Origin of the sequence: Salmonella sp. 2020_1395 (genome assembly GCF_043848115.1) — a bacterium.
Classification (GTDB): Bacteria; Pseudomonadota; Gammaproteobacteria; order Enterobacterales; family Enterobacteriaceae; genus Salmonella; species Salmonella enterica.
The window spans coordinates 277,150-299,860 of the sequence record NZ_JBCMFH010000008.1; the positions used below are offsets into that span (position 1 = coordinate 277,150).

Sequence of the window (22,711 nt, forward strand, 5' to 3'; positions counted from 1 at the left end):
GAACCAATTATGGATTATCTCGACGATTTTCCCAAGCGCGATCAAAATCATGTCAACGATACAATGGCCAAGACTGCGTTTGAGGCTTTTATCGCTTCGTCGGACGTGGTCCTCAAACAAGGTTCAGATGATAATGATTACGGCAGCGATTACCAGCTTGAAATAGTACACGATGGGATGGCTACTAATGTTCGGCTTCAAGTGCAGTTAAAAGGAACTGCTGCAGATTTGAATGCTGATGGGTCTGTCAGTATTTCAGTTAAACGTTCAAATCTGAATTACCTTCTGATGAGTCCTGGTTCCCTTTATGTCTGTTTCCATATTCCTACAAACACGCTGAAGGTTACCTCTGCTCAGAGTGTTCTGGCACAATACCGAAATACAGGCAAAGATTGGCAATCTCAGAAATCTGTTACCGTCAATTTCACTGAAACTTTGACCGATCAGCGCCTTATCAGGGTTGTCTCGCTAATTCGGCTTAGCTCTCTTGATGCGAGAAATCGCCGTGTCGCTCATAGTAATATCGATGATAATAACATGGTAGACTATGCTAGGGCTTCGCAAACTATTTATGAAGTTTCTGAAGATATTGATTCTGCGACTAAACAGCTTGTGAATCTCTACCGTAGTAACCAGACTGAAATTATCAGTACTGCATATGAACGATTCAAAGCAATATTAGGAGAAGAACATCCAGCAATGATTTATTGCTGGATGGCTGAGATTGACCTTGCAAGTGCCAATAAAATTTTCGACCATCATCGTATTGAATTGGGTATTCTGAAAATGAAGGCACTTTCACTTATTAATGGTAAGGAGGATGCTGGTTTGCATTACTCCATTGGCAACGGTTTTGCTGCTCTGAATGATTTTAACGGCGCGTTGAACGAATATGAGATAGCATGTGAGCTTAATAAACAGAGCATTAATGATGAGCTTATGGCGATGATTTACAAGAATATGGGGGGGAGCTACGCTGCGCTAGAAAATGAAAAGCAGGCAGTTGAATGCTATTTATTAGCATTAGAGCATAATCCTCATCTGGCCGAAGCACATTATGCTTTAGGTCTTTATTATCACAATACGAGCCAGTTCGAAATGGCCTTGGAGCATCTGGATAAAACAATTTTTTCTAAAAATACGCAAGGAAACCTGATTAATCTACAGGGCTGGCGTATATCGACTCTCTTCAATGTTGGAGAAGGTAGGTCTGCGTTTAGAGAGATTAATACTCTACTGAGCCAGGCAGATAAAGCGCAGTGGATATGGTCATGGTGTTTAAAAATCGTCGCACAGTTTGGCCGTAAATCAATTGAGAATGCAAAACTCAGCCTCCCATTTTGGGAGTCAGTTTTGCGCCATTTCCCTAATAACTCAGACGTTCAACGAGAATCGCTGCTGGCTATAATCTACCTACAAAACCGCAATATGAATAGTCATAAAACTTATTCCCAGTTTAAAAATGATCTTGAGTCATACTCAGATAATATAGGGTCAGATGCAGCGAGTCTGCTCTGGGACCTGTTGGGCCATTGGGCGGAAGATGAAGATCGCGGAGATGAAGCTATATTATGCTTTGAAAAAGCCTATTCTCTTCAGAAAGGTGATTACGGATTATGTTTTTCAATCGCACTGAACAACCAACAACGCTATGAAGAAAGTGAAAAATTGATGAAATCCTATATATCAGTTTTTCCTGATGATGCTCAAGGTTGGTATCAGTTGGCTAGTACCTATGACTTGATGGGGCAACTGGAGAAGTGCATCGCATCCTATCGTCAAAGTTTGTCTCTAAATGTCGATAACGACCATGCTTGGTTTAATCTTGGGGGAGCATTTTTCAATATGGGTAATTACTCCGAAGCACGACAAATCTGGAAAGAAGCAGTAAACAGATACCCAGACCATGAATTGACCGCAAAACTCAGAGCTGATATACCTTTCATACTTAGCGATGAGCCACTCCCATAAAAATTGACACAAACCAACACGATTTTTTAATATAAGAAAGACTGTTACCATGGCTATGCAGGTGAAGATATATAATTCCAGTTTCTCAATTTTATAAGATGGACATAATTAATTCTCCCGCATTATCGGAGGTTCTATTATTATAACGCTGGCATAAAATATTTTCCAACTAATAACGACTAATTTAACATGAGTAGTCATCAGGATACTTATTACTTCCAAATAATCATGTCACCATCATAATGGTCTCTTTGCCGAAGTACGGTCCATTCATAAAAACCATAAGGATACTTGTTTTTTATTTCAAGAAGATATATGTCGGGGATGTTAAATTTAATCAACGAATCAGCGTGTATAGCGTAATTTTTTGCCCCTACAGATTCAACTCCAGGATATACAATCGCATCCAGTTTATTCTTACCATTCCTTATAACATCTGCAAGAGTTGTCGTGTGCAGATATTCATTTATGTTAGCATAATTATCGGCGAGTATTTCTGCGATAAAACTATCAATCAAGAAAATACTGGTTTTTTGCTCTTCAGTAAATGGTTCCAGTGTTTTCTGGACGAGAGTAAAATCTTCACTATTCCATTTGTGCGCTTTAACAATGTCACCGACAAAGCCACAGTGCAATTTTTGCTCAGGTTTTAGGTCAAATGCAGATACCTGAACCTTATCTCCCGGTACGGCACCAATCTCAGCAAGACAACCATGATTGCTGATAGATGCGTACAATACAGGCATGCCTTCATTATTGAGTCGCCCGGTTTTGGCTGATTGTGCAGGAGGGCAGATAACATCCTTGATATAATCAAATCCTTCAGGATGGGCTTCATCTGTTTTTCTTGCCCGCCACAAAGTGGCCTCAGTAACATCATGAAATCCCATGGGCAGTTGGCTTAACAAAAACCGGAATCCTTTGGTAATAAAATCCCGGTCACACGAATTCCTTATCTTCCTGCAAATACTTACTGCTTCCTTAGGTGTAATAATATTTCTCGACATTATCCGAATAATCCTCACAATCAGTCTAAAAAATTCTTATAAAATTATACATAATATGACTAGGAGATATATCTAACTTTTTGATTAAAAATGAAAAACAATATTACATTGGTATCAATCTGTGATCGTTTTCTTCTGACTAATATGTTTGACCTCTGATCGTGCCAATAAGATTTTTCAGCCATAATCGTCGAATCTACGCTTTTCCCTCAGATTTTGGCATACACCTGCGCTACATACCGCCCACGCCCATCACCATGCCCCAGATCCATCGCCACCATAGCCAGCGCCTCTTTTCTGCTGAACTCCTGCGCCAGATAGTGACGGATGGCATCCTGCGCCCACGCATAACGCAGCGAATGCGGGGAATATGCGCCAGTGAGGCCAATACGCGTCGCCTGGTTGTGCCAGTAATCCATTGCACTTTTCAGATCGGGTTTGTCGATCAATCTGTGATTACGATTTTCTGCGACAGCTAACGCATTCTCCAGCGCTTTTTTGACTGCGCCAGCATCCAGAATTACCGTTTCCCGGGGGCGTCCGCCTTTGGTGCCGAAAACCACCGTCAGGCGCGTATCGCCACGTTCAATGGCCTGTTTCCACGTTTTCAGTGACTGCACACTTTGTACCGCTTCCTGTGAACGCAACCCCATCAACCGCGCCAACTCCAGTACTGCCGACAGTCCCGGATCTTTCGCGCGGGCCGTTTCCAGCACATGCCGATAACGATCCGGTGTAATGGCCTGGCGCGTACCGCTGCGGGATGCGCCAGAAATCCCCAGGGATTTATTGGTCAGTCGTTCATGCTCTGCCACCTGCTTACGCCCGGCCTGTTGCAGTACAACACGTAGTGAGGCCATTTCATTCTGTAGCGTGCGTTTGCCGATCCCCTGCGCCAGCCTTTCATGAATGTAGCTTTCAATGTGGCGAACCTTGATCTGCTCCACTCGCTGGATCTGGACGTTCAGCGCCCGTAAATGCTGATCAAAACGTTGCACGATATGAATGCGATCGTTCACCGTTTTATGGCTGCCGCCACAATGTTTTGCCAGCGCCTTCATTTCACCGCCTAACTTGCCCATACACTTCTCCCATGATTTTGCGAACACAAACGGTCTCCGGCGTATGCTTTTTGGCTGCGCCAGAACGATACCTTCACGCCGGAGTGGCAACTTGTTGAGGTATAGGGAGTTTCAGCCAGTACTGGGTACGGACTGCCTGCCAGAGCAGGAATTCTCCGGGGCATCATGCCCCCCTCGGTATCGATCTTTTTCTCCTCTTTTTCTGCTGAGCAATCTTCTTATCAGCGGCAGGATCGGCCCCTTCACGCACTCTGGCGCGTGCGGCATCACGTAGCTGACGCGCTTTGAACAGGGAAACATCCGGGTAGGGGCCAAAAGCCAGCTTTTTCTCTTTGCCATCGACGCGGTACTTCATGTACCAGAGTTTCGAGCCGTTGGGTTTGATCAGCAGGTAGAGTCCTGCACTGTCGGTAATCTTGAAGGATTTCTCGGTGGGTTTGATCTTGCGGATAGCGGTATCGGTTAATGCCATAGGAGGGGGCTCTATTTACTCAACGAACCGTGAGGCCCCGATTAAGCCCCAAAAACTATGGATATCAAAAAAACCGGCAAACCTTATCAGATCAACCGGGTAAAGATAAATTTTTGTTTTTTAAACGTCTCCGGACTCGCCAGGATGTCCCGAAACTAAAATCTGGCTCCTCTGACTGGACTCGAACTTCATCTATAGCTCCTGCTGTTAGTGGCTTTCAAAAAATGGTGTCTGTTTTTACCATCATATTTACCAGCATTTTTAATGCTGTATTACCATAAAGTCAATTACTATCAATTAGTTATGACAATACACTTCACTGAACCTTACTGAACGATCTTCCTGTGCTGCTACAAATTTTATCTCGTTTATTCAACAGATTACCGCTATTGCCCGATATGTTTCCTCCCGGAAAGATAAGTAAGGGTCGAAGAATACGTTATGACCAATGCTGAGATAGCCAGCCATCTTTATTCCCTTTCTCTATGCTGCTGGATGCGTTAACGTCAATGTAATGAACATCAACATTTTTAGGGAAAAGAATGACAAAAAGAATGCCTGTTGCGGAGATAGTGGAAGCATTAAGCAAATGGTTTGATGTTAGCCGCTATGATGCGCTGAAAAACCTCACTCTGGAACAAATTTATGCGGAACTGGAAAGGCGCATGTTTGCCTACAAAGCCAGACAGCAATGGGAAACACTGGATGATAAGCATCGTAATGCCGTTATTCACCATGATGCGATGATCCACTCTGGCAGGGTCTTGCTGGAGGATAAATGGATCTCTGATAGCCACATGCTGGCTCATAGCTATGCCGTCAGGCCAATGACAAGGGATTCACTGTTTAACTATGGACGGGCAATGTATCGACTGGAGAATACACCTCCAGAAGAAAATGTTTCAGTGAGTTCGGATTACATATCTGAATACCTGAAACAGGGAGGGCTGAATCCTGCGAACAAGATGCTGATTGAAATTGACTTGGAGGAAGCCAGCAGTGACGATCTGGCTGAACACCTGAAAGTGCTTATCAGTCAGTGGCAAAAGCACCTGAAAGTGCCGAAACCACCGGAAAAAGATTTCCGTTTTGGTCATAAAACATTCCAGAAGATACTCGATTACAAGATTATCCCTCTAATGGACCTCATCGCTTGGGAACAGCTCAACAATCAGAAAATCAAATACCCTGTATTGGCTGGTATCCTGCACCCTGATATGCGTTATGCCCGAGGTAGCGAGCAAATCAAAGACACTGATTATCCGCTTGCCCACGGTTTTTTAAACAATGACAATTATTTCAAGTCATTGAATGATTTTTTCATAAAAAATAATCTGGTGAAAAACTCGCCTATTCTTGATGTCATCGCAATGAATGACAAACCAGAAACAAAAAAGAAAACAAGGGACATCCACTAACCCTGAACTTCCCCTGTATTCATATCATATAAACATCCCCTAAATTCACTGGTCCTGAACATCCCTCCGGTTCAGGGCTGGTGAACCAACCTAGTTTTTTACAAGCGATCTCCATACAATTATCTCCATCGAATAACACAGGAGATAAATATGGTTAAAAGAGAAATAAAAGCAAAGACAACGTTTATCCGTTTGCCAGAAGTAATAAAACGCACCGGATTTGGTAAAACGTGGATTTACGAACTGATTAAGGCCGGGCGTTTTCCATCTCAGGTGAAAACAGGGATAAGAGCAGTGGCATTCATTGAAAGTGAGATTGATGAATGGATTGAAGCGACTATTCGAAACTCACGCCAGAACGCAGCATAAAAACAGAAATAGGATCTCGTGTCGAACAGATATCTGTTCGCACAGGGCATCTTATTACCCTTAACAATAATGGAGAAAAATATGAAGATAGAACTTATTACGACAAAACAGTTTATTGAACAAGCCGAATGTTATTTCAGGAACTATATGGACGGATTGCGGAGGAATGCACCAGAGGACTTTTATTATTTTCTTAACAATAAATATAATATGAATGATATTATGGAAAGTATCATTAAAAAAACGAGATATCATTTTTATGATGACACAGAAGAAGGTAAAAGGAATCGGATTTATGGAGAAGTAAGCCACTGTAAGGTAAAGCAACACCTTCGTCAGCTTTGGATTGTCTATAAGTGTGTATACCGCTAGTGCTCATACAAATATTTTTCTATTCCAATATTAAACTAAAGAGAAAATAAAAATGAATACATTTAAAAATAAATCTACTGAAATCTTTTATGTTGTGTCCTTGCATATCTATGCGGAGCTTTTTAACTCAAAGGATAAAACGACCAGTAATATGATTATAACGCATATAATGGATCATGAGTTTGTCTGTAGGCTAATCGATCTGGCGATGAGAAATGCTGAGAAGCATCTTCTGAAAAAAGCATGGAAAAAGAATGCTGCTGAAAAACTGTCTGTTGTGGATTTTAAAGAGGTTAAGCAGGCATTAGCTAAAATGCATTACACTGTTCTGGCGGAATCAATATGTTGATATGTTCTGACGTCTATCGGCCCCTTCTTGGGGCTGATAACCGGATGATTAAGGTGCTATTCTGCGGCGAGCTTTGTTTTGCTGCTGTTCAATGGTTGAGGCTATGGTTGATAGTTGGTCAAGACTATGCTCAATTGAACGCTGGAACTCAACAGCGGCTTCTGTACGCTGTTTTATGATTAGGGATATTATTTCTTCATCACTCTTTTCTGAAATGGCCTTACGGTATAATACACGTTCGTTGAACAGATCAAGATTACCTGATGATCTCGCTGATGTATTAGCTTTTGAACTGCTTATTGGGTTAAGCTCATCAATAAAGTATTCAATAAGAGACTCTCTCTTTTTTTCAAGTCTGCGAAGTTCGGTATGTGCAGATTCAAATTTCTGAGCTTTAATTAATGGAATATCATCGGAACGTAGTTTGCGATATTCATTTCTGTATTTTTCTATCGAAATATGATTTTTTAGTTCTTTGATTGTCTCTAAATATTGAATTAAATCACTGTTGTCTGTTTTTACTTTTCTCATATAAGACCTCGTTAATAAAAATAGTGGGTATATCATATATTACGAGGTATGGCATAAGTGTCAAATTCCGGAAGGGAATTAAATAAGGTGAAGTATTTTATATTGTTCAAAAATCAGTTCACCCATTTCAGTATAGATTTCGACCTTACCAACTTTACCATCTGGTCTTTTGATTGAATAGCGGATTAATCTTTCATTATAATATTTTTCTAACAAGTCAGGTCGTTCAGTAAAATATCTTGATTTTGTGGTGCGATCTTTCAGATAGTCGCAGCTTGAACAAACCTGCTTTTTGAAATCCTTCTCCGATAAGTCACTTTCTTTTATTTTTGAAGAAATAAAAGCCTTTAAAGGTCGTTCATATTCCTCTCTTTCTTTTTCTTTGCGTATTTGTTCCTCTTTCTTGCGTTGTTCTTCAATACGGTAAAGCCTGCCTTGTTCTTCCTGCGCTCGTATTATATCCTCGTGGATCATTTTACTGATGATTGAGGCCGGAACAACACTGATACCTTCAGACCAACCCTTATAAGGATTATTGTTTTGTATATTTCGGACTGTAGCAGATATTCTGTCTATATCCAGTTCTTTATCAAAGGAAACAATACGTTGTCCGTTTTCTTTTGATATGAGCTTAGCCGTGTTTACAGGGGATTCAAGACCCTTTAATTTGAATGTGGCTATGGCACTGTTGCGACTTCTATAATATAATGCTTGTTTCTTATCTCCAATGTAGCATTCAAGATAAGAGAAAATCTTAAACTCCTGAATGCCAAATGTTTCCTCAAGCATAGTCATCTGCTCAGCCAATATATTTAGTATATCACTCTTGGATAGTTTTTCGTGGAGCTTAATCTCAAGCGAACCGGGTAGTTTTTTCATTGTTATTTCCTTGTTGTTGTCATTTTATCAGGATACTTTCTGCATATGAGAGTCTGCGTCAACAGCGTTTCTTCTTGCTTCCTCATTTTCCTTTGTTCTTTTATATACTTTTCGTGGTTTATCAATATGTATGCTATTGTTGGTATTAGGAACAGCGTTATTCTTTTTCTTTTTACTGAAAACAAATGCGTCAGTGTAGATTTCTTTTGTTTCAGTTTCTAAGGATAGGGTTCTTCTTTCACTTTTTGACATAGCTGAATAACTTTCTGGATACTGTTCTATTTCTGCGCAAAGATTGCGAGCGTTGCTCAGCTGTTCTTTACGTTTCTGATCCAGTTGATGGCTCATCCCTTTTGCGAAAATGTTAGAGTTGATATAGAGATGACCATGATGCTCGACGAGTATTCCTTTCTGTCTGAGTTTTTTGAAGATGTTAGACATATTACCGGAAGCGATATTCAATGCTTTGCACAGAGATGATTGTGAAAGGTTAATCAGATTTCCAAACTCCATATACTCCAAGATATATGTTAATACACGGAATTCATTCTTGGATATGTCAAGATCAGAGAAAACACGAAAGTTGGAAGTAAAAGCAAATACATAAGGTTGTGAAAACGAAATAGCTTTATCTTCCTCAGAAGAAATAACTGTCGTTGATTTTATTTCTTTGTTTTGTAGTAAGCGTCTTGCGATATCAATCTTTTGCTCGGTTGTTAATGATTCAAATAAGTGTAATAGATCAGCGTCGTTTGTATTCATATTATTCTCTCTTATTATTTTTGTTATATGTATTTTAATACTATGCAAAAAAGTGAAAGTCAATAGTAGAACTATAAATAAAATAGAAAGTATATTCTTATGACAATGTTATATGTTAAAAAAACTATGTTCGAACATAGGACGGATCTATGTTTGAACATAGGAGTTTGCTATGTTTGAACATAGGAAAAAAGTTGCGAAGCCGCGATTTTACTGGTCCGGCACTATGCTTATAATTAAATAATTAGTAAGAAGTTAAGAGAGTCCAGTTTTACTTTCGCGTTATGTTTGAGTGGTTTTTCGGAGGATATTATATTCCTTAATAACTACTGTCAGCGAGTGATTGTTTCGTCCAATCACGAACCGCTGCTTTTATTGTGAGAGCTTAATTAATATTCCTTTTACTTTATATGCGTCTTCGACGCGATCTTTTTTGGATAAATCCATCATTAACAGGGACAAGCCCTGTCCAGCAAAGTGATTGTTGGCAACAATCACGAAGTGCTGCTACTAAGGATATAGTTTTCCTATGTGTTTAAGAGCAAATGCTATATGTCAGAGAGAGGATGTTATATTCGCATAGGATCTGAATTCTAACTTGGTAGAGAGAATGATCTTTATACTGATCTATTTGTTTTTCATTGATAAAACATTAATGCATTATAGGTGAACAAGAAAAATAGTTTCAAATCAGTATATGGGCGTAGCCGTGCGCCAGCACAAGAGATGTGTTTTCAAAAAATAATAATTGAATGTATCAGGTAAAAATAAATATCAATAAATATAAGTAAGAGTGTTCTGTAAACTGTTAATAAATCGCACAGGAAGCTTGCTAAGACGTTGGAAGCAGGAAGATAACACATATAACCATCTTCACGCTTAAAGCTCTTATAACTGATTACAGGAAGTAATTTATATGGAAAAAATTATTAAGGGAAAAATACATCATTAACAGGGACAAGCCCTGTCCAGCAGAGTGATTGTTGGCAACAATCACGAAGTGCTGCTACTAAAGATATAGTTTTCCTATGCGTTTAAGAGCAAATGCTATATGTCAGAGGGACAATACATGTTTAAACATAGGAACCGAATTAAAATTTTAAAGGAAAATGGATCTGGCTTTGATCGAATGCATTTATTTATTATCTCATAGTAATAAAATCAAATACAAATGCCAGTGTCAGGGCGTAGCCGTGCGCAAACTCAGAGATAAAGATCTTTTCAAAAAGAAGTTTAAATATAAAAACTGGAAATATGAATAAAATAAAAATATATTTGATTTTTACACTTACGATAGAGTATTAAACAGTAATAAATAAAAGGAGAAAAACAGAATGAACAATATTAAAATGATAACACTTTTCCATCCCCATGATAAAACACCATTTATGATCTGTATTGTAAACAAAGTAGAAGATACAGAACTTGGATTGAAATTAACACTTGAAAACGGAAATAGCATTTGTGTCAATAATTATAGTTATTATCTGTTATCAGAGCCTGCAAGTTGTTGCGATAAAGACAGGTTAAAAAATATTTATATCCGCTTGGTTTCAGAACTCACACAGATGAGTGAAGAAACTATAAAATCGCAAATGTTGTAAAACTTTTATCAAAATATTATAAATGTTTTTGATATTATGATTCATTGCATGGTATTAAATATAAACAAAGATCTATATACCAACAACTTTAACAGGGAATATGGATAAACACTATATCCCTGTTTTAGAGGATTTAAGAAAAGCGATATACAGCGACAGAATGTAATCAAGGCTTGCAGATAGTGGCAATATTGTAATCCATAGTTCACTTCGATATCTGGTTGCTAAATATAAAAACACGGGGATTAGCATAGGTATAGAACCATTAAATCCGATGTTAAGGCAAGAGCTAAGCCTTGGTTATATTGTTGTGGTAAGAAGTGAAAATGATAGTCAGGAATTTAACGGCGATATTCATCGAGCATTGCCAAGAGCAATTGAGTTATTTAAATGTTTTCTACTATATAATGAAGGATAAAATGGTAAATACCATATTACTAAGTAATTACCATTGACTATCAACTATTACTTAAAATGAAAAATACTCATTGAAAGTAATTTCTTGATTTTTGCCACAAGCAATGCTCAGGTTTTTTGTCATTATATTAATATTTCCACGATGAGCATTCAATTCATTAAAAACTGATTTTAACCCATTAGTGTTCTCAGCGCGACAGAATCCATCAGCAGCAGTTTGAAATATCTTAGACAAGAAAGAAGTATAATTGATTAAGTGTTCTTCTAACTCTTTATATTTTACCTCAGGTTTTATTTTTACGTTTCTCCTATGAACTCGTTCATATTTATTAAAGAAACTTAACTTTATTGTGTTGGCTTTATTCATCAAATTAAGGCATTCTTCGGCGTAATCAGTATCGATTTCGCGTTCAATTGATCTTCCTATAGCGACTACAGTCTTGACCACTTCTATTTCTAGAGTTAGCGCCTTCAATGGTATTGCTGTCATCTCGTCAAGAAAATCGTTAGCTGCATCATGTGCTCGTTCAAGATTACGCCTACTTAGCCATTTATAAGCCACTCCTACCCCAACACCAGTAATGATTGTATTAATAATGGAAAAAACTGTTTCCGTATTTTCAATAAAGCCATTAGTTTGTGAAAAAAAAGTCATTGAAATCTCTTACAGTAAGTATAAGAAAACTATTCATGGTAATACAGCCTTTAAAGATAAAGAGTGATTTTTACCAAGGTTGGCATTTTTCTAATCTTGAACCGCCCTCGTCAGAAATAGCAAGAAGACGACATGTTATTTTAAAATATGTCTCTCGTATTCCCTTTACAACTACCCCACCGACATGATGGTTAAGCGAGCGTATATTTCTGAATTGTTCCCATAGATCGTTCTGTGTAATCCAGTTATTTATCTCATAATGTTTTGAGAATTTTTGAGTGCGATAAATAGATATGTAATGTGTGATTTCATCTACGACTTCTCTTGGTAATCGTTCTCCTTTAAAAAAATCCCATGAAGAACTATCATCCAATAACGCTTCATATAGGATACATAACTTATCGAATTTATTCATACCATTAGATATAAATTGCTGTAAATCCTGCCAGTCTAATTCGGTGACTCTTTGAAAATAAACAATATAATCGTTTGGATATTTATTCTTGATAAATATTTCATTAAAAGATGTTGTTGCCATTTTTCTATATAGTTTTGCGTCATATTGTGTCATGATGTGAAATTATATTCTCGATGATAATATTTATAACAACGTCTGGATGCGGTAGACTACGTGATAAAGAAGTAAGTGTCTATATGTCTTTTAGTCTATGTCAAGAGAATGGTAAGGGGGCGGGAAAAATGCTACGAGGATATCAGGAGTTAAAAAAAGTTAACTCCTGTTAGATTAAATGTCTTTGAGTGTATTAATATTTCATCAATCGAGTAAACCGCGCGAAGTCTTACTGGCTGTCTGACTAAAATTATAACGCTCTACAACATCACCATTAAACCAGATATCCAGCGATTTAATGTGTGCCGTGCTACTATTGGTCAGTAAAGCAAGGCCGGGAACATAGTTAGATAACTGGCTTTCTCCCGTCATACTGGAGTAGCTCCACATCTCTTGTCCATCGTTCGTGGCGCGTGTCTGTGGTTCTCCGAACGCGATGAGGATCTCTTGTTGAGTGGTTTTCCCCTTGACGATCTTTAGCTTTACCGTCTGATGATTTTCATCTGTGAGAGATTTATTGCCATGAACGGTGCAGCTGGCAAGTGGAAGAATAACCAATACAGCAATAAGCATTTTTTTCATTTTAGCCCCATAGGTATATAATAATTAAAGATAACGGATTAAAAAACATATTTTTTAAATACAAGAAGCCAGCGTTCGTACAGTTCTTGGTTTGAAGTTATTTTATTCTTTAAGGGAACATTAATTTTCCACATGGGGTTTTTAATATCATCAGTTAAAATATTTAGTCCAGATCTTTTATTAGCTGCAAGTTGTTCTCTCCAGTTAGCAATAGCCGCATTATTCATGCCTTTCAGTGTTCCATTGTCGTAAAACTTACCACCCTCTGAAAGCGTATAATTGATCTCTCTGATATTGTCATAGGAATATGTCTTGTCTCTTTCTTTATCGAAAAAACGAATGGTGCGCTGTTTGGTGTCTATGACGATCCCGGTTCGCTGACATTCATAAGATAAAACATCGCCATCCAGAACTTCTGTAAAGCTGTTGTAGTGCTTTTTCTTCTGTAGATCAGAAACAGTCAATATAATGATAAAAATCACTACCAAAAATATAATACCTGTTGTTTCCACTCTTACTTCCTCCATGTAAATGAGTTAAAGGGGCTTGGCCTGTTTGCTGAGTTTCAGGGAGTTTTGGCTCTCAAGGCTCTGGTACGAGGTGTCAGCCCCTGCCTCTCAAGCCTATCAGAACGTAAATATATGATCGATATTAAAGATCGATAATTGATTATTGATAGATTTTAACGATTAAATGCGCGATATCGATCGGTTATTAATTGTTATAAACGATCGAATATTTAAATATGATAGATAAGAACTATTATAATGTTGTTTTTGATCGTTTTAAACGATATGACGAGCCTCAAAAAGAATTGAATCCTATCAATTGGTTAGACAGTGGTTTTGTTGTGCCATATCTGTCTGAACACGCAAAAAACCTCGGCTAACCAGAAAAACATTAACACATGGCAACATTTTGGATTATCAGGATGGATACGTAGATGAAAAAGATTTTACTCATTGCTGGCGCAGGTCTGGTTCTGGCGGGATGTGGTGAAAAAGGTGATTTCGAGAAGGCGATCAACGCTAAAATCGGGCAGAACAAATACTGCTACTCGCTGGATAACAATAACACCAGCTTCCCCATCCGTCTTGCCAAGCCACGGCTTGATTCGACTGGCACAGGCACGAATTCAGTGATCCTCGATGGTTTTATTGAGCAGGGCCTGATGGTTTTTGAACAGGGCTATGACTCGAACGTATTAGGGATAACAGATGAAGGAGTAAAAGCCAAAGTCTGGAGCACAACAGACGGTGCTTGTATAGGTCGCCGTGCCGTTGACGAGATTAAGGAATGGACGGAACCGGGAAACGGTAATCAGAAAGTAGTTCGCGTGACTTATACATGGAAGCTGGTTGACGTTCCGGGCTGGATTGACAAAAAAGCCTTCGCCAGCGTTAAAGGAATGAATGAACCTGCTGATGGTGCAATGAATCTCGTTAAAACCAGTAATGGTTGGAAAGCCAATTAAGGACGCCATCATGGAAAACAATACCATCAAATGCCCGTTTTGCTTCAAAGAGAGTCAGCGTGGGGTTCATGTCTGTACTGGCTGTTTAGCAACGGTGTTATATGGCACCTTTCCCGGCTGGTATGCGTTTGTTGTTCTCTTCCTGACTTTTGGTTTGTCAGCGGTGATCGGAATGTCTACAGGCATGGCGGGGGCTACTATCAGCCTTCCGTTAATTGCTATTGTTGGATTTGTAGCGGGCAAAGCGATTTTCTCTGATAATGTTGTGTTTAGGCGAAGAATGTAATAAAAACTAAGAAAATATTATGAAAAAAGCCACTCTGTTATCATATGAAGTGGCTTTTTGTTTTGAGCGAAACTCTTATGATAGAACCATATCTGCTGTATGATGGTGCAGTCTCTTCATACAGTAGGTTTCCATTATGTACACTCGGTTCTTTAAATTTTTATTTCGTTATATAGTTATTGCGTTTGCTGTATACATCATCTGGTTTTACATACCTGATAATGAGATGAAGTTTAATGATAAGATTACAGCCAGTATTGCACTCATCGCTTTGATAATAGCTTGGGATAGTGCCGTAAGTTCTAAAAGCTCAGGTGATATAGCTCAAAAGACATTTGAAGAAAACCAGAGAAGTGCAAACTTCAATAATTTTGAACAGCGTTATAACTCACTGCTTGCTCTTCATAATGACCTACATAAATCGGTCGGTATTTTCCTTGATTCTCCTGATAAGATGGATGGGAAAGGTGGTATAGCAGCATCTGGCGGTAAGTCATACTTTCAAAATATACGAAAAATGAAAACACTTGAGGAAGCCCATAATACACTAATGGGGCACTCTGTTATCAGTCCCTATATGAGAGTTCTTTACCATCTTTTGAAACACATCTTTACGTATTCAACTAATCCTGATATTTATAAAAAATATACATCCCCATTACGCTCACTTATTCGTAATGATGTTCTTTATCTTGTTGCACTAAATACAGCAATTATCTACAAAGATGGTTCGTTAGATGATAATGGCTATCAAGAGTTTCAGGAGTATCTTCAAAAGAGTGATTTCTTTGAACATACAATATTCACTGCTGATGAGTATAAAAATTTTAATGCTGTTAAAAGTGAAGTAGAATTCAGTTTTGATCAAAACTTTAATATCCCGATTAGGAATTATATTTTTAATTATGTGAAAACATTGAGGTTCCAAAATGATGTGATTGATTTGCACAAGGATTTAATGCTTTGTGTTATTTTTAAAAATCCGTTTACTCCTCTTGTTAACTCTTATATTGACAATGTTTCACTGGTTGTCAAAGAATCATATAAGTATCACTTAGGTCAGGTTTGTAAATCCGAAAATAGATACTTGGGTCTTCTGAATGATTTATGCGCATATTATGAAAAGGAGAATAAAGAAAAGGAACTTACATTGATAAATAATTTCTCTACTCTTCGTGAAATTGCGAGTAGTAATAAAGATAAGTATACATTATTCTTCGTAAGACGATCTGATGGATTCTCAGATAATTGCGCCAATGTAGCAAACTGGATTGTTGAGTTTGATAGATATAGAGAAGTATTGCGGCAGCATGAAAATAATAAGTTAAAAGTAGAAAAAGATCTTGACAATATATCAAAATTATTTTCGAGTATGTTTAATGAAAGTATAGCTAAATATAAATTAAATGGTCTATTTTAGATGTCAGAAAATGGCATCAAATCTATATACCGTTTGCTAATATATTTTTGTATTTATGTTCTGTCACGATATCCTGATGGTTTCAGTTGTGGGGCGCTATTTTTAACCGAGTGTGGCACGGAAGGGGTGAGATCCAGACTGTGATTGCGTTCAAGTAGTTCATCTTTAGGACGACTTGGGAAACGAGTAAACTGGCTATTATCTGGCTCGTCGCTATGGGGTTCTGCTTGCGGAGGTTTATGACCAATGTTAAATTTAGCGCGTTTTTCAAACTCAGCACGTGGAACACGGATCCCCAACACTTCATCAAACACATAATTTTCAGCAATACGCTTATCATGGTCAGCATCAGTGGTATCTGATTTCCTTCTGGCCCACACAAATCTCTCTTTGAAGAAGCTCACCACAAGTAGTGTGAAACGCCTAAAGATACCATTCTGACGTGGTTTAACTTGCTTTCTATTACGTGTAGGAGCACGGTTCATCGCTCTGGTGTTTTGAAGAGATGGGGTTTTCAATATAGTGGATTTATTCGATTCAGGAGCAACCAGAACGGGTGTTCCTTCTCCTGCCATACCAACCTTACTCATCTTATTAGGGTTACGGTAAGATTTTACTGCTGGTCTCCTGCTTGTAGCTGGTGTTGCCACAATCGGTTGCTGTTCTTCTACTGTCGAGTCATCAGGGATAACAATTTCTTCTGGTTCAGCAAGATGTGTAATCGTAAAGCTTCTGACATCAACGATGATTTCCAATGGTAGCTCACTGAATGTGGTATAGACCTTCTTCGCTTCTTCTATTTGCTGATCGCGTAGAGCTTGTTCAGCAACTCGCTGTTCCTGTGACTCGGTGTCATTCCATTTGGCACGATGAATACGTTGCATTGCAGGACGATTGGTTTCTGTTGCCTTGGCAAGCCAGAATGCTTTTTCTTCAGCGCTGAATGCTTCTTCTGCCTGAGCAAGGGCATCAGCACATTGCGTCCTGAGAGAGCGGTAATCGATGCGTTCTTCACTGCCTGCGGTCTCAAGGTAGCTGTTTGACATCGTGGCCCATGACTCACGCCACTGAACAACCATCTTCTTATCATTCCAGCTTCTGTCTTTCTTACCGAAGCCAGTAGCGGTGATTGTTTTCAGCGTCAACATAACATGTGCATGGGGATTCTTACCGTCTAAATCGTGGAATGCGATATCAGCAATCATTCCCTTATCAACAAAATTTTTCTGGCAGTATTCGGTAACTAATTTTTTCTTCTCATCATTATTGAGTTCTACGGGTATAGCGACATCAAAATAACGGGCTGTTTGTCCGTTGTTCTGGCGTTCCACTCTTTCAACTTCATTCCAGAGTGCTGATGAGCTTTCGATAATATGAGAAGGAGCGGAAACAGGTGCCAATATAATATGACCATGTAGATCTGTTCTATGGCTGAAATCGAAAACCTGTCCAATGCGATCATCTGTAATACGTGTACGGGCATGGTAGGCAGCTTTCGCAACGGAAGTCATGCCTTCACTTCGTTTCACAATTTTAAAATCCAGATGAAAAATCGCCATTAAAAATATAACCTCAAATATAAATGTTGCTGTTAGTTTTACGTAAGAAAAACTTCGGGGTTGACGTTGACCTTGGTTTTGCTTTTAGCCTGCGGCAGCAACCGTCGGTAGACCCCACACACTGCGTAGCAGTGTATAGGTGGGCATTGTCTTTAAAGAAATAAGCCAATGTAAAAACCACCCCTTATTAATTAATACGAAATATACTGATAGTTGTAAAATCATGCGTTAAATTAAACGACACAAACTGGATTAAAGGTGTAGGTTTCACGCCCAAAGGGAAAAAGAGTAAAGAAAAGGCCCGTAAGGGCAAAAGAAGTATTAATTGCTCCCGCCGTAAGGCGGGATAGCTAAAATTGAAGAAAAAAGCTAATAAAACAAGGAGTGTTATGTGTTGCACAATTCACAGGTCAAGACCTGAAAACAGATTTAAAAAACAACAGGTAAAAATAAAATAACAAAAGCACAAAAATAAGTAACGCGGAGAGTGCCAGATGTTTTTGGTTAGTGAATACTATCACATGCGTTGCACAATTTTATTTATGTATGCTCCAAATTTATTTCTTCTGACAAAACGGTGTAAATTTGACGTTATTCATCTTTGTGATAATTAAATACGTATAAACAATAAGAGGTAATAACTATGGATAATGAAAGTAAAAGATCAAGAACAGAAAAAACATTAAAACAAAAGGTGGCATTTGCTCAACTTGAACTTAACCGTTTAAAGTCAATGGAGAAATCAGAGCAAAAGAAAGTTGAAACAAGGCTAAAAATTATTCTTGGCGCGGAAGTGGCTAAGGTTATGAATTGTGGCATCGAACAGGTGGATAAAGAACTTGTTATGGGTATTTTACTTTCTGCTCCTCAGTTGAATGATATTGAAAGAATCAAATATATAAAAGCAGGGAGATGGTTTCTTGCTCAAATGGATGGCAGACAAAAATAAAAAATATTAAATAAATTTCATGACAGGGGTTGATATCTAATTAATATCTGTTATCTATATAAAAGGACAGAGCGCAGGATAATCCTTTATTAATACATATTTTTTCCTTTTCAATCAATCATGCGTTCTGTTCGACCAGTAATCTGTTAATTTTTATCTTTATGTAGTAAACGTCATTATTACTTTTTCATCGGATATGATTATATATCTCATGGGAAGGTGATAATGACAAACGCTGTGATAGTAAATGTTGTATTTAAATCTCCCAAAAGGCAAAGAGCGATCTTTGCCTTTTTCAATTCATCCGTCTATCAGATAGAGTTAAATATATCTTACGCCATCTATTGCCAGATATGAGAGAAGCGTTATAACAGAAGGTATCATTAAAACAAAAAAGGAGATAATAATGGTTTTATTAAATAATAAAAGAAAAAGCAAGAAAGGTTTCTCATTACTCGAACTATTACTTGTGTTAGGTATCATTGCGGCATTAGTCGTTGCGGCTTTTATTGTGTATCCAAAGGTTCAGGCTTCACAAAGAGCGCAAGCGGAAAGTAATAACATAGCAACCATACAGGCAGGTGTTAAAGCACTCTATACGCCAGCATCCAGCTTTACCGGACTAACGAACACAGTGGCTGTTCAGGCAAAAATCTTCCCTGATAATATGTTAAGTGGAACAGGCAATGCAGCTAAACCAATTAACGCATTCAAAGGGAACGTGACGCTGGCTGCGGCAGCTACAGGTCCGTCATCTGCGGCAGGTTCTTCTTTCACTATCACGTATGATAACGTGCCAGCAGCAGAATGTGTGAAAATAACCACAGCGGCGGCAGGCAACTTTTACACTGCTAAAGTGGGTTCTAAAGTAGTAAAAGCTGCAGATGGCACCCTCGATGTAGCAGCTACCGCCGCAGCATGTAATAACGCTACAAGTAATACATTAGTTTTCACGTCTATTTAACGAAGAGGGCGCAGGCCCTTTTCTTTCTTATTGCTAAAACAGGGAGATAATTATGATAAAGAAAAAAGGATTTACCTTACTGGAAGTCAGTATTGTTTTAGGTATTGGAACACTCATCGCTTTTATGAAGTTTCAGGATATGAGAAACAATCAGGAAGCGGTACTGGCTGATAATGTCGGAACACAGATTAAACAGCTTGGTGAAGCGGTTAACCGCTATATCAGTATTCGCTATGACAAGATTTCCACACTGTCATCTTCTCACAATCAGAGCAGTGATCCGGGTCCAAGAACCTGTACGGCTGCTGGTTGTGAAATCACTTACCAGACGTTGATTAATGAAGGTCTTTTACCTGTCGGCTATACTGGAACCAACGCGCAAAAATCCACGTATAAGATTTTGTTGAAGCGTTCGGGAACAGCGCCTGATTATGTGATTAATGGTCTGATAACAACCAGCAGCCCTTGGAAAGAAGGTGGGCGCATTCGCTATGACCTATTAGGCAAAGCAGTTCAGGCTGCGGGTGTTGATAGTGGTATGAGCAGAACAACCAAGATAGCTTCTGGCTATGGTGGTCAGTGGAGTGAGAATTCAGGCAACTACAGCAATATTACTGATGGTGGATTGCTGGCTTACCGCGTGGGCTATAACTCTTCTATGTATTCTGTTTACTTGCGTCGTGATGGAACATTGCCTATGACTGGCGATCTAAATCTTGGCGGTAAGAGCATCAAAAACATCAAAGATATGACGGCATCAGGAACAACAACGACCGGAACACTTAATACAACGGGTAAAGCATCTGTTGCATCAGATCTTGCTGTTGGTGGAACCTCAACCCTGAACGGGCAGGTAAATATCAATAATAACCTGAAAGTGAAATCCGATACTTATCTGAACACGCTATCTACAACAGGGCTGGCTAAGTTTGGTAGTCGTATCGCGACCAATGGACTCAATCCCAACGATCTACCATCTGGTTGGGCTGGAGGTGTTCGCACCTATGACTTGTATGCATCGGGGACTGTTGGCGCTGGAACCGGGAAAACGGTTAATGCTTATATGAATAGTGCAGGTAATATTTTTGCGTCAGGCAATATTACAGCCGGAACGATAAAATCCAATGGTACAATTGAATCAGTTGGTAGAGTTAAAGTGGGTGAATATCTCCATCTGAATGGTCAGGCAACGCTGAATGCGAAATGTACGCCTAATGGTCTGGTGGGGCGAGACAGTGCGGGTAAGGTTTTATCCTGCGTCAGTGGCAAGTGGTCCGAACTAACACCTGCAGCAGCGTCAGGCATCTATGTTCGCTACTACAATAGCATTAAATGGTCCTGTACTGTTCCTAACAGAGCGACAGGTGGTTGTTCTTGTTCATCAGGTCTAAACAGTATTTTGATAAATACGGATTCACAACAGTCATGTAGTGGTGGTAAGAACGATCACTGTAGGACATATACCAAATATTTTTATGCTTGTGTTTAATATAGCTTAAAATGCCCATATAAGTGGGGATAAATGTAAATGTGTCATTACGCTTATTGTCAATGAGGAGGAATATAGTATTCTTCCTCATATATATTATCTTGTTAAGACGCCTTGTGTTTTTCTTGTGTTTTAATCTTTTCCCACCGAGAAAGATCCATATCCCATATTGACAAGTAATCTGAAATATAGATATTTATAATATCTTGATTTGTTCTATCACTTTCATTGAGCAGCCGGATTTTATTTTGTATTTGATAAAGTTTCAATAATGTCCATTTTTGTCTTGCCCATTGCTCTTGATATGAAAAATGGGATTCAAGACCGACAACTAAGGTTAAAAGTGCGCTTGTTATTAATGAATAGGTAGATAAATTGACACGACCATTACTTAAGCCAACTAAAATAGTTGTCAGAGCTGCAAAAAATAAACCAAGCAGCTTAAGGGGATTTGCTTTCCTCTTTGTGGTTTTGACTTTATCTTTCATCTTCAATATTTTTTCATCAACTTCATTCGATAAAGAGACTAGGTTTTTACTCATTGCTTACCCATTATTAGCATTATTTCGTTAAGATCATTTTCCGAGAATGGCCATTTGCTTTTAAAGATCTGCGTTCTTTTTTCCGCCATAAACAAACAAAAAATAATAGCAGCACTTTGTTTTATATAAAATCCTGAGATATAATCTGAGCTTAATCTTTCAGTAAAATATTGCTCATAATCTTCATTGTCTTCAAAATATGTAGCATATTTTTCTATTAGTTGATCTGTTAAGACGTCAAAATACACATTAATTATATGGTATAGTATCTTATCTTTTATCTTTTCATCATAACTGGGGTTTATTTTATGGCACATAGATATAGAATAAGTTGCCCATTGTTCTATTTTTTCATTGCTCTTATTTAATTCATTCTTTGCTAATAAAAATAATTCATCTGTAGATTCCATTAAAGCTATAGTTCTGGCCATTCTTCGTTTAATTTCAGAGGAAGGCTTAGCTTTACATTTATATACAGAGTCGTGTGATACTTCGGCATAGGCATGCTGAAGAAGAGTTCTGATTTGTATCTCACATGGAGTACCATCAGGAATTATAATGTTTTCGCTTACAGGTATGCACTTTAAATTCCTGACTACATAATGTACAGATTGGTAATCAAATAAATATGGTTTATCTTCCTTTTCTTTTATATAATCACGATCGTCTGAATACTCCCAAAGAGGGCTGTTTTCTATAATATCTTTAATAACAGGGATATCATCCGTTAGTAGAACAACAAATCGTACCCCAACTTTATCTGTAATATCATTGTACGGGTTTTCGTAATTTTTTGAACGATAAAAAGCTTTTTCAATAAGGGATGATATATCTTTTAATCTACAGGATGGTTCAATTTTTAGTATAGAATCCATCCTTTTTTCTGCTAATGTATTTTTTATGTATTGACGGACGAGTTCACCCCAAGAAGAGTAAATATCCTCCTCTTTTTTGAATGCTGCGATAAACTCGTCAACTTCGTTCATA

At 38.3% G+C, this 22,711-nt stretch carries 24 protein-coding genes and 2 pseudogenes; 13 read left to right on the forward strand and 13 right to left on the reverse strand.

Annotated elements, in window-relative coordinates:
• Positions 1–9 precede the first annotated feature (9 nt).
• The gene (locus tag ACH0WD_RS15515) at positions 10–1,971 is read left to right on the forward strand and encodes a tetratricopeptide repeat protein (RefSeq protein WP_000385043.1); all 1,962 of its coding nucleotides are present in this window, start codon (positions 10–12) and stop codon (positions 1,969–1,971) included.
• Between the two features lie 212 nt (positions 1,972–2,183).
• Here the strand turns inward: ACH0WD_RS15515 and ACH0WD_RS15520 are convergent, their stop codons facing one another.
• The 3 genes and pseudogenes from ACH0WD_RS15520 to ACH0WD_RS15530 all read right to left on the reverse strand — a co-directional run.
• A complete protein-coding gene (locus ACH0WD_RS15520; RefSeq protein ID WP_001747606.1) occupies positions 2,184–2,978 on the reverse strand; it encodes an RES domain-containing protein in 795 nt (264 codons plus the stop codon).
• 209 nt (positions 2,979–3,187) lie between these two features.
• Complete coding sequence (locus ACH0WD_RS15525; protein WP_000517119.1) at positions 3,188–4,060, reverse strand: integrase domain-containing protein; 873 nt, start codon at positions 4,058–4,060, stop codon at positions 3,188–3,190.
• 193 nt (positions 4,061–4,253) lie between these two features.
• A pseudogene (locus ACH0WD_RS15530) lies at positions 4,254–4,532 on the reverse strand (Arm DNA-binding domain-containing protein); the annotation flags it as partial.
• 542 nt (positions 4,533–5,074) lie between these two features.
• On the opposite strand from ACH0WD_RS15530, the gene ACH0WD_RS15535 reads away from it, so the two are divergent.
• From ACH0WD_RS15535 to ACH0WD_RS15550, 4 genes are all read left to right on the forward strand, one after another.
• Positions 5,075–5,950 (forward strand): DUF6387 family protein, encoded by an 876-nt coding sequence (locus tag ACH0WD_RS15535; RefSeq protein ID WP_000166882.1) that lies wholly within the window; start codon positions 5,075–5,077, stop codon positions 5,948–5,950.
• Between the two features lie 150 nt (positions 5,951–6,100).
• Positions 6,101–6,319 (forward strand): AlpA family transcriptional regulator, encoded by a 219-nt coding sequence (locus tag ACH0WD_RS15540; protein ID WP_000240779.1) that lies wholly within the window; start codon positions 6,101–6,103, stop codon positions 6,317–6,319.
• Between the two features lie 81 nt (positions 6,320–6,400).
• On the forward strand, positions 6,401–6,691 hold the full coding sequence (locus tag ACH0WD_RS15545) for a hypothetical protein (RefSeq protein WP_000687682.1): 291 nt from the start codon (positions 6,401–6,403) through the stop codon (positions 6,689–6,691).
• 52 nt (positions 6,692–6,743) lie between these two features.
• Positions 6,744–7,040 (forward strand): hypothetical protein, encoded by a 297-nt coding sequence (locus tag ACH0WD_RS15550; RefSeq protein ID WP_001091325.1) that lies wholly within the window; start codon positions 6,744–6,746, stop codon positions 7,038–7,040.
• Positions 7,041–7,088: 48 nt separating this feature from the next.
• Here the strand turns inward: ACH0WD_RS15550 and ACH0WD_RS15555 are convergent, their stop codons facing one another.
• The 3 genes from ACH0WD_RS15555 to ACH0WD_RS15565 all read right to left on the reverse strand — a co-directional run bounded on the left by ACH0WD_RS15555 (position 7,089) and on the right by ACH0WD_RS15565 (position 9,212).
• Positions 7,089–7,571, reverse strand: a complete 483-nt coding sequence (locus ACH0WD_RS15555; protein WP_001747607.1) for a DUF4756 family protein — start codon at positions 7,569–7,571, stop codon at positions 7,089–7,091.
• Positions 7,572–7,649: 78 nt separating this feature from the next.
• Complete coding sequence (locus tag ACH0WD_RS15560) at positions 7,650–8,450, reverse strand: hypothetical protein (protein WP_000735920.1); 801 nt, start codon at positions 8,448–8,450, stop codon at positions 7,650–7,652.
• 27 nt (positions 8,451–8,477) lie between these two features.
• Complete coding sequence (locus ACH0WD_RS15565) at positions 8,478–9,212, reverse strand: replication/maintenance protein RepL (RefSeq protein WP_001095254.1); 735 nt, start codon at positions 9,210–9,212, stop codon at positions 8,478–8,480.
• 1,334 nt (positions 9,213–10,546) lie between these two features.
• Between ACH0WD_RS15565 and ACH0WD_RS15570 the strand changes: the two genes are divergently transcribed.
• Both ACH0WD_RS15570 and ACH0WD_RS15575 read left to right on the forward strand, forming a co-directional pair.
• Positions 10,547–10,816 (forward strand): hypothetical protein, encoded by a 270-nt coding sequence (locus ACH0WD_RS15570; protein ID WP_001059613.1) that lies wholly within the window; start codon positions 10,547–10,549, stop codon positions 10,814–10,816.
• Between the two features lie 100 nt (positions 10,817–10,916).
• Positions 10,917–11,234, forward strand: a pseudogene (locus ACH0WD_RS15575) (hypothetical protein).
• A gap of 51 nt (positions 11,235–11,285) precedes the next feature.
• Here ACH0WD_RS15575 and ACH0WD_RS15580 read toward each other — a convergent pair.
• From ACH0WD_RS15580 to ACH0WD_RS15595, 4 genes are all read right to left on the reverse strand, one after another.
• Positions 11,286–11,888: a hypothetical protein gene (locus ACH0WD_RS15580; protein ID WP_000142575.1), complete on the reverse strand. Its 603-nt coding sequence runs from the start codon at positions 11,886–11,888 to the stop codon at positions 11,286–11,288.
• 70 nt (positions 11,889–11,958) lie between these two features.
• Complete coding sequence (locus ACH0WD_RS15585; RefSeq protein WP_001747609.1) at positions 11,959–12,459, reverse strand: hypothetical protein; 501 nt, start codon at positions 12,457–12,459, stop codon at positions 11,959–11,961.
• Positions 12,460–12,663: 204 nt separating this feature from the next.
• Positions 12,664–13,041 carry a hypothetical protein gene (locus ACH0WD_RS15590; RefSeq protein ID WP_000738431.1) on the reverse strand — a complete coding sequence of 126 codons (378 nt, stop codon included), beginning with the start codon at positions 13,039–13,041 and terminating at the stop codon, positions 12,664–12,666.
• Positions 13,042–13,079: 38 nt separating this feature from the next.
• Positions 13,080–13,553, reverse strand: coding sequence for a DUF4755 domain-containing protein (locus tag ACH0WD_RS15595; protein WP_000450400.1), 474 nt, complete (start codon positions 13,551–13,553; stop codon positions 13,080–13,082).
• A 431-nt stretch (positions 13,554–13,984) separates the two neighbouring features.
• On the opposite strand from ACH0WD_RS15595, the gene ACH0WD_RS15600 reads away from it, so the two are divergent.
• The 3 genes from ACH0WD_RS15600 to ACH0WD_RS15610 all read left to right on the forward strand — a co-directional run bounded on the left by ACH0WD_RS15600 (position 13,985) and on the right by ACH0WD_RS15610 (position 16,221).
• Entirely contained in the window at positions 13,985–14,515 is a 531-nt protein-coding gene (locus ACH0WD_RS15600) for a membrane lipoprotein lipid attachment site-containing protein (protein WP_000722254.1), read from the forward strand.
• A 10-nt stretch (positions 14,516–14,525) separates the two neighbouring features.
• The gene (locus ACH0WD_RS15605) at positions 14,526–14,801 is read left to right on the forward strand and encodes a hypothetical protein (RefSeq protein WP_000430096.1); all 276 of its coding nucleotides are present in this window, start codon (positions 14,526–14,528) and stop codon (positions 14,799–14,801) included.
• Between the two features lie 226 nt (positions 14,802–15,027).
• Positions 15,028–16,221 carry a putative phage abortive infection protein gene (locus ACH0WD_RS15610; protein ID WP_223149430.1) on the forward strand — a complete coding sequence of 398 codons (1,194 nt, stop codon included), beginning with the start codon at positions 15,028–15,030 and terminating at the stop codon, positions 16,219–16,221.
• A 53-nt stretch (positions 16,222–16,274) separates the two neighbouring features.
• Here ACH0WD_RS15610 and mobQ read toward each other — a convergent pair whose 3' ends face one another.
• Positions 16,275–17,780 (reverse strand): MobQ family relaxase, encoded by a 1,506-nt coding sequence (gene mobQ, locus ACH0WD_RS15615; protein WP_000964100.1) that lies wholly within the window; start codon positions 17,778–17,780, stop codon positions 16,275–16,277.
• 643 nt (positions 17,781–18,423) lie between these two features.
• Here mobQ and ACH0WD_RS15620 point away from each other — a divergent pair.
• From ACH0WD_RS15620 to pilV, 3 genes are all read left to right on the forward strand, one after another.
• A complete protein-coding gene (locus ACH0WD_RS15620; RefSeq protein WP_000368354.1) occupies positions 18,424–18,729 on the forward strand; it encodes a conjugal transfer protein TraD in 306 nt (101 codons plus the stop codon).
• Positions 18,730–19,135: 406 nt separating this feature from the next.
• Positions 19,136–19,693 (forward strand): type 4 pilus major pilin, encoded by a 558-nt coding sequence (locus tag ACH0WD_RS15625; protein WP_000243497.1) that lies wholly within the window; start codon positions 19,136–19,138, stop codon positions 19,691–19,693.
• Positions 19,694–19,745: 52 nt separating this feature from the next.
• Positions 19,746–21,182, forward strand: coding sequence for a shufflon system plasmid conjugative transfer pilus tip adhesin PilV (gene pilV, locus ACH0WD_RS15630; RefSeq protein WP_000592082.1), 1,437 nt, complete (start codon positions 19,746–19,748; stop codon positions 21,180–21,182).
• A gap of 104 nt (positions 21,183–21,286) precedes the next feature.
• On the opposite strand, the gene ACH0WD_RS15635 is transcribed toward pilV, so the two are convergent.
• Together ACH0WD_RS15635 and ACH0WD_RS15640 are read right to left on the reverse strand one after the other, a co-directional pair.
• Positions 21,287–21,724 carry an SLATT domain-containing protein gene (locus ACH0WD_RS15635; protein ID WP_000042054.1) on the reverse strand — a complete coding sequence of 146 codons (438 nt, stop codon included), beginning with the start codon at positions 21,722–21,724 and terminating at the stop codon, positions 21,287–21,289.
• Positions 21,721–22,710, reverse strand: coding sequence for a GTP pyrophosphokinase family protein (locus tag ACH0WD_RS15640; RefSeq protein ID WP_001006461.1), 990 nt, complete (start codon positions 22,708–22,710; stop codon positions 21,721–21,723). The genes ACH0WD_RS15635 and ACH0WD_RS15640 overlap by 4 nt, the downstream gene beginning before the upstream one ends.
• Between the last annotated feature and the right edge of the window lies 1 nt (position 22,711).

Excerpts from the sequence above, each read along its gene's own strand:
- ACH0WD_RS15515 (WP_000385043.1), top strand. The coding sequence starts at position 10 with ATGGATTATCTCGACGATTTTCCCAAGCGCGATCAAAATCATGTCAAC.
- ACH0WD_RS15520 (WP_001747606.1), bottom strand. The coding sequence starts at position 2,978 with ATGTCGAGAAATATTATTACACCTAAGGAAGCAGTAAGTATTTGCAGG.
- ACH0WD_RS15525 (WP_000517119.1), bottom strand. The coding sequence starts at position 4,060 with ATGGGCAAGTTAGGCGGTGAAATGAAGGCGCTGGCAAAACATTGTGGC.
- ACH0WD_RS15535 (WP_000166882.1), top strand. The coding sequence starts at position 5,075 with ATGACAAAAAGAATGCCTGTTGCGGAGATAGTGGAAGCATTAAGCAAA.
- ACH0WD_RS15540 (WP_000240779.1), top strand. The coding sequence starts at position 6,101 with ATGGTTAAAAGAGAAATAAAAGCAAAGACAACGTTTATCCGTTTGCCA.
- ACH0WD_RS15545 (WP_000687682.1), top strand. The coding sequence starts at position 6,401 with ATGAAGATAGAACTTATTACGACAAAACAGTTTATTGAACAAGCCGAA.
- ACH0WD_RS15550 (WP_001091325.1), top strand. The coding sequence starts at position 6,744 with ATGAATACATTTAAAAATAAATCTACTGAAATCTTTTATGTTGTGTCC.
- ACH0WD_RS15555 (WP_001747607.1), bottom strand. The coding sequence starts at position 7,571 with ATGAGAAAAGTAAAAACAGACAACAGTGATTTAATTCAATATTTAGAG.
- ACH0WD_RS15560 (WP_000735920.1), bottom strand. The coding sequence starts at position 8,450 with ATGAAAAAACTACCCGGTTCGCTTGAGATTAAGCTCCACGAAAAACTA.
- ACH0WD_RS15565 (WP_001095254.1), bottom strand. The coding sequence starts at position 9,212 with ATGAATACAAACGACGCTGATCTATTACACTTATTTGAATCATTAACA.
- ACH0WD_RS15570 (WP_001059613.1), top strand. The coding sequence starts at position 10,547 with ATGAACAATATTAAAATGATAACACTTTTCCATCCCCATGATAAAACA.
- ACH0WD_RS15580 (WP_000142575.1), bottom strand. The coding sequence starts at position 11,888 with ATGACTTTTTTTTCACAAACTAATGGCTTTATTGAAAATACGGAAACA.
- ACH0WD_RS15585 (WP_001747609.1), bottom strand. The coding sequence starts at position 12,459 with ATGACACAATATGACGCAAAACTATATAGAAAAATGGCAACAACATCT.
- ACH0WD_RS15590 (WP_000738431.1), bottom strand. The coding sequence starts at position 13,041 with ATGAAAAAAATGCTTATTGCTGTATTGGTTATTCTTCCACTTGCCAGC.
- ACH0WD_RS15600 (WP_000722254.1), top strand. The coding sequence starts at position 13,985 with ATGAAAAAGATTTTACTCATTGCTGGCGCAGGTCTGGTTCTGGCGGGA.
- ACH0WD_RS15605 (WP_000430096.1), top strand. The coding sequence starts at position 14,526 with ATGGAAAACAATACCATCAAATGCCCGTTTTGCTTCAAAGAGAGTCAG.
- ACH0WD_RS15610 (WP_223149430.1), top strand. The coding sequence starts at position 15,028 with ATGAAGTTTAATGATAAGATTACAGCCAGTATTGCACTCATCGCTTTG.
- mobQ (WP_000964100.1), bottom strand. The coding sequence starts at position 17,780 with ATGGCGATTTTTCATCTGGATTTTAAAATTGTGAAACGAAGTGAAGGC.
- ACH0WD_RS15620 (WP_000368354.1), top strand. The coding sequence starts at position 18,424 with ATGGATAATGAAAGTAAAAGATCAAGAACAGAAAAAACATTAAAACAA.
- ACH0WD_RS15625 (WP_000243497.1), top strand. The coding sequence starts at position 19,136 with ATGGTTTTATTAAATAATAAAAGAAAAAGCAAGAAAGGTTTCTCATTA.
- pilV (WP_000592082.1), top strand. The coding sequence starts at position 19,746 with ATGATAAAGAAAAAAGGATTTACCTTACTGGAAGTCAGTATTGTTTTA.
- ACH0WD_RS15635 (WP_000042054.1), bottom strand. The coding sequence starts at position 21,724 with ATGAGTAAAAACCTAGTCTCTTTATCGAATGAAGTTGATGAAAAAATA.
- ACH0WD_RS15640 (WP_001006461.1), bottom strand. The coding sequence starts at position 22,710 with ATGAACGAAGTTGACGAGTTTATCGCAGCATTCAAAAAAGAGGAGGAT.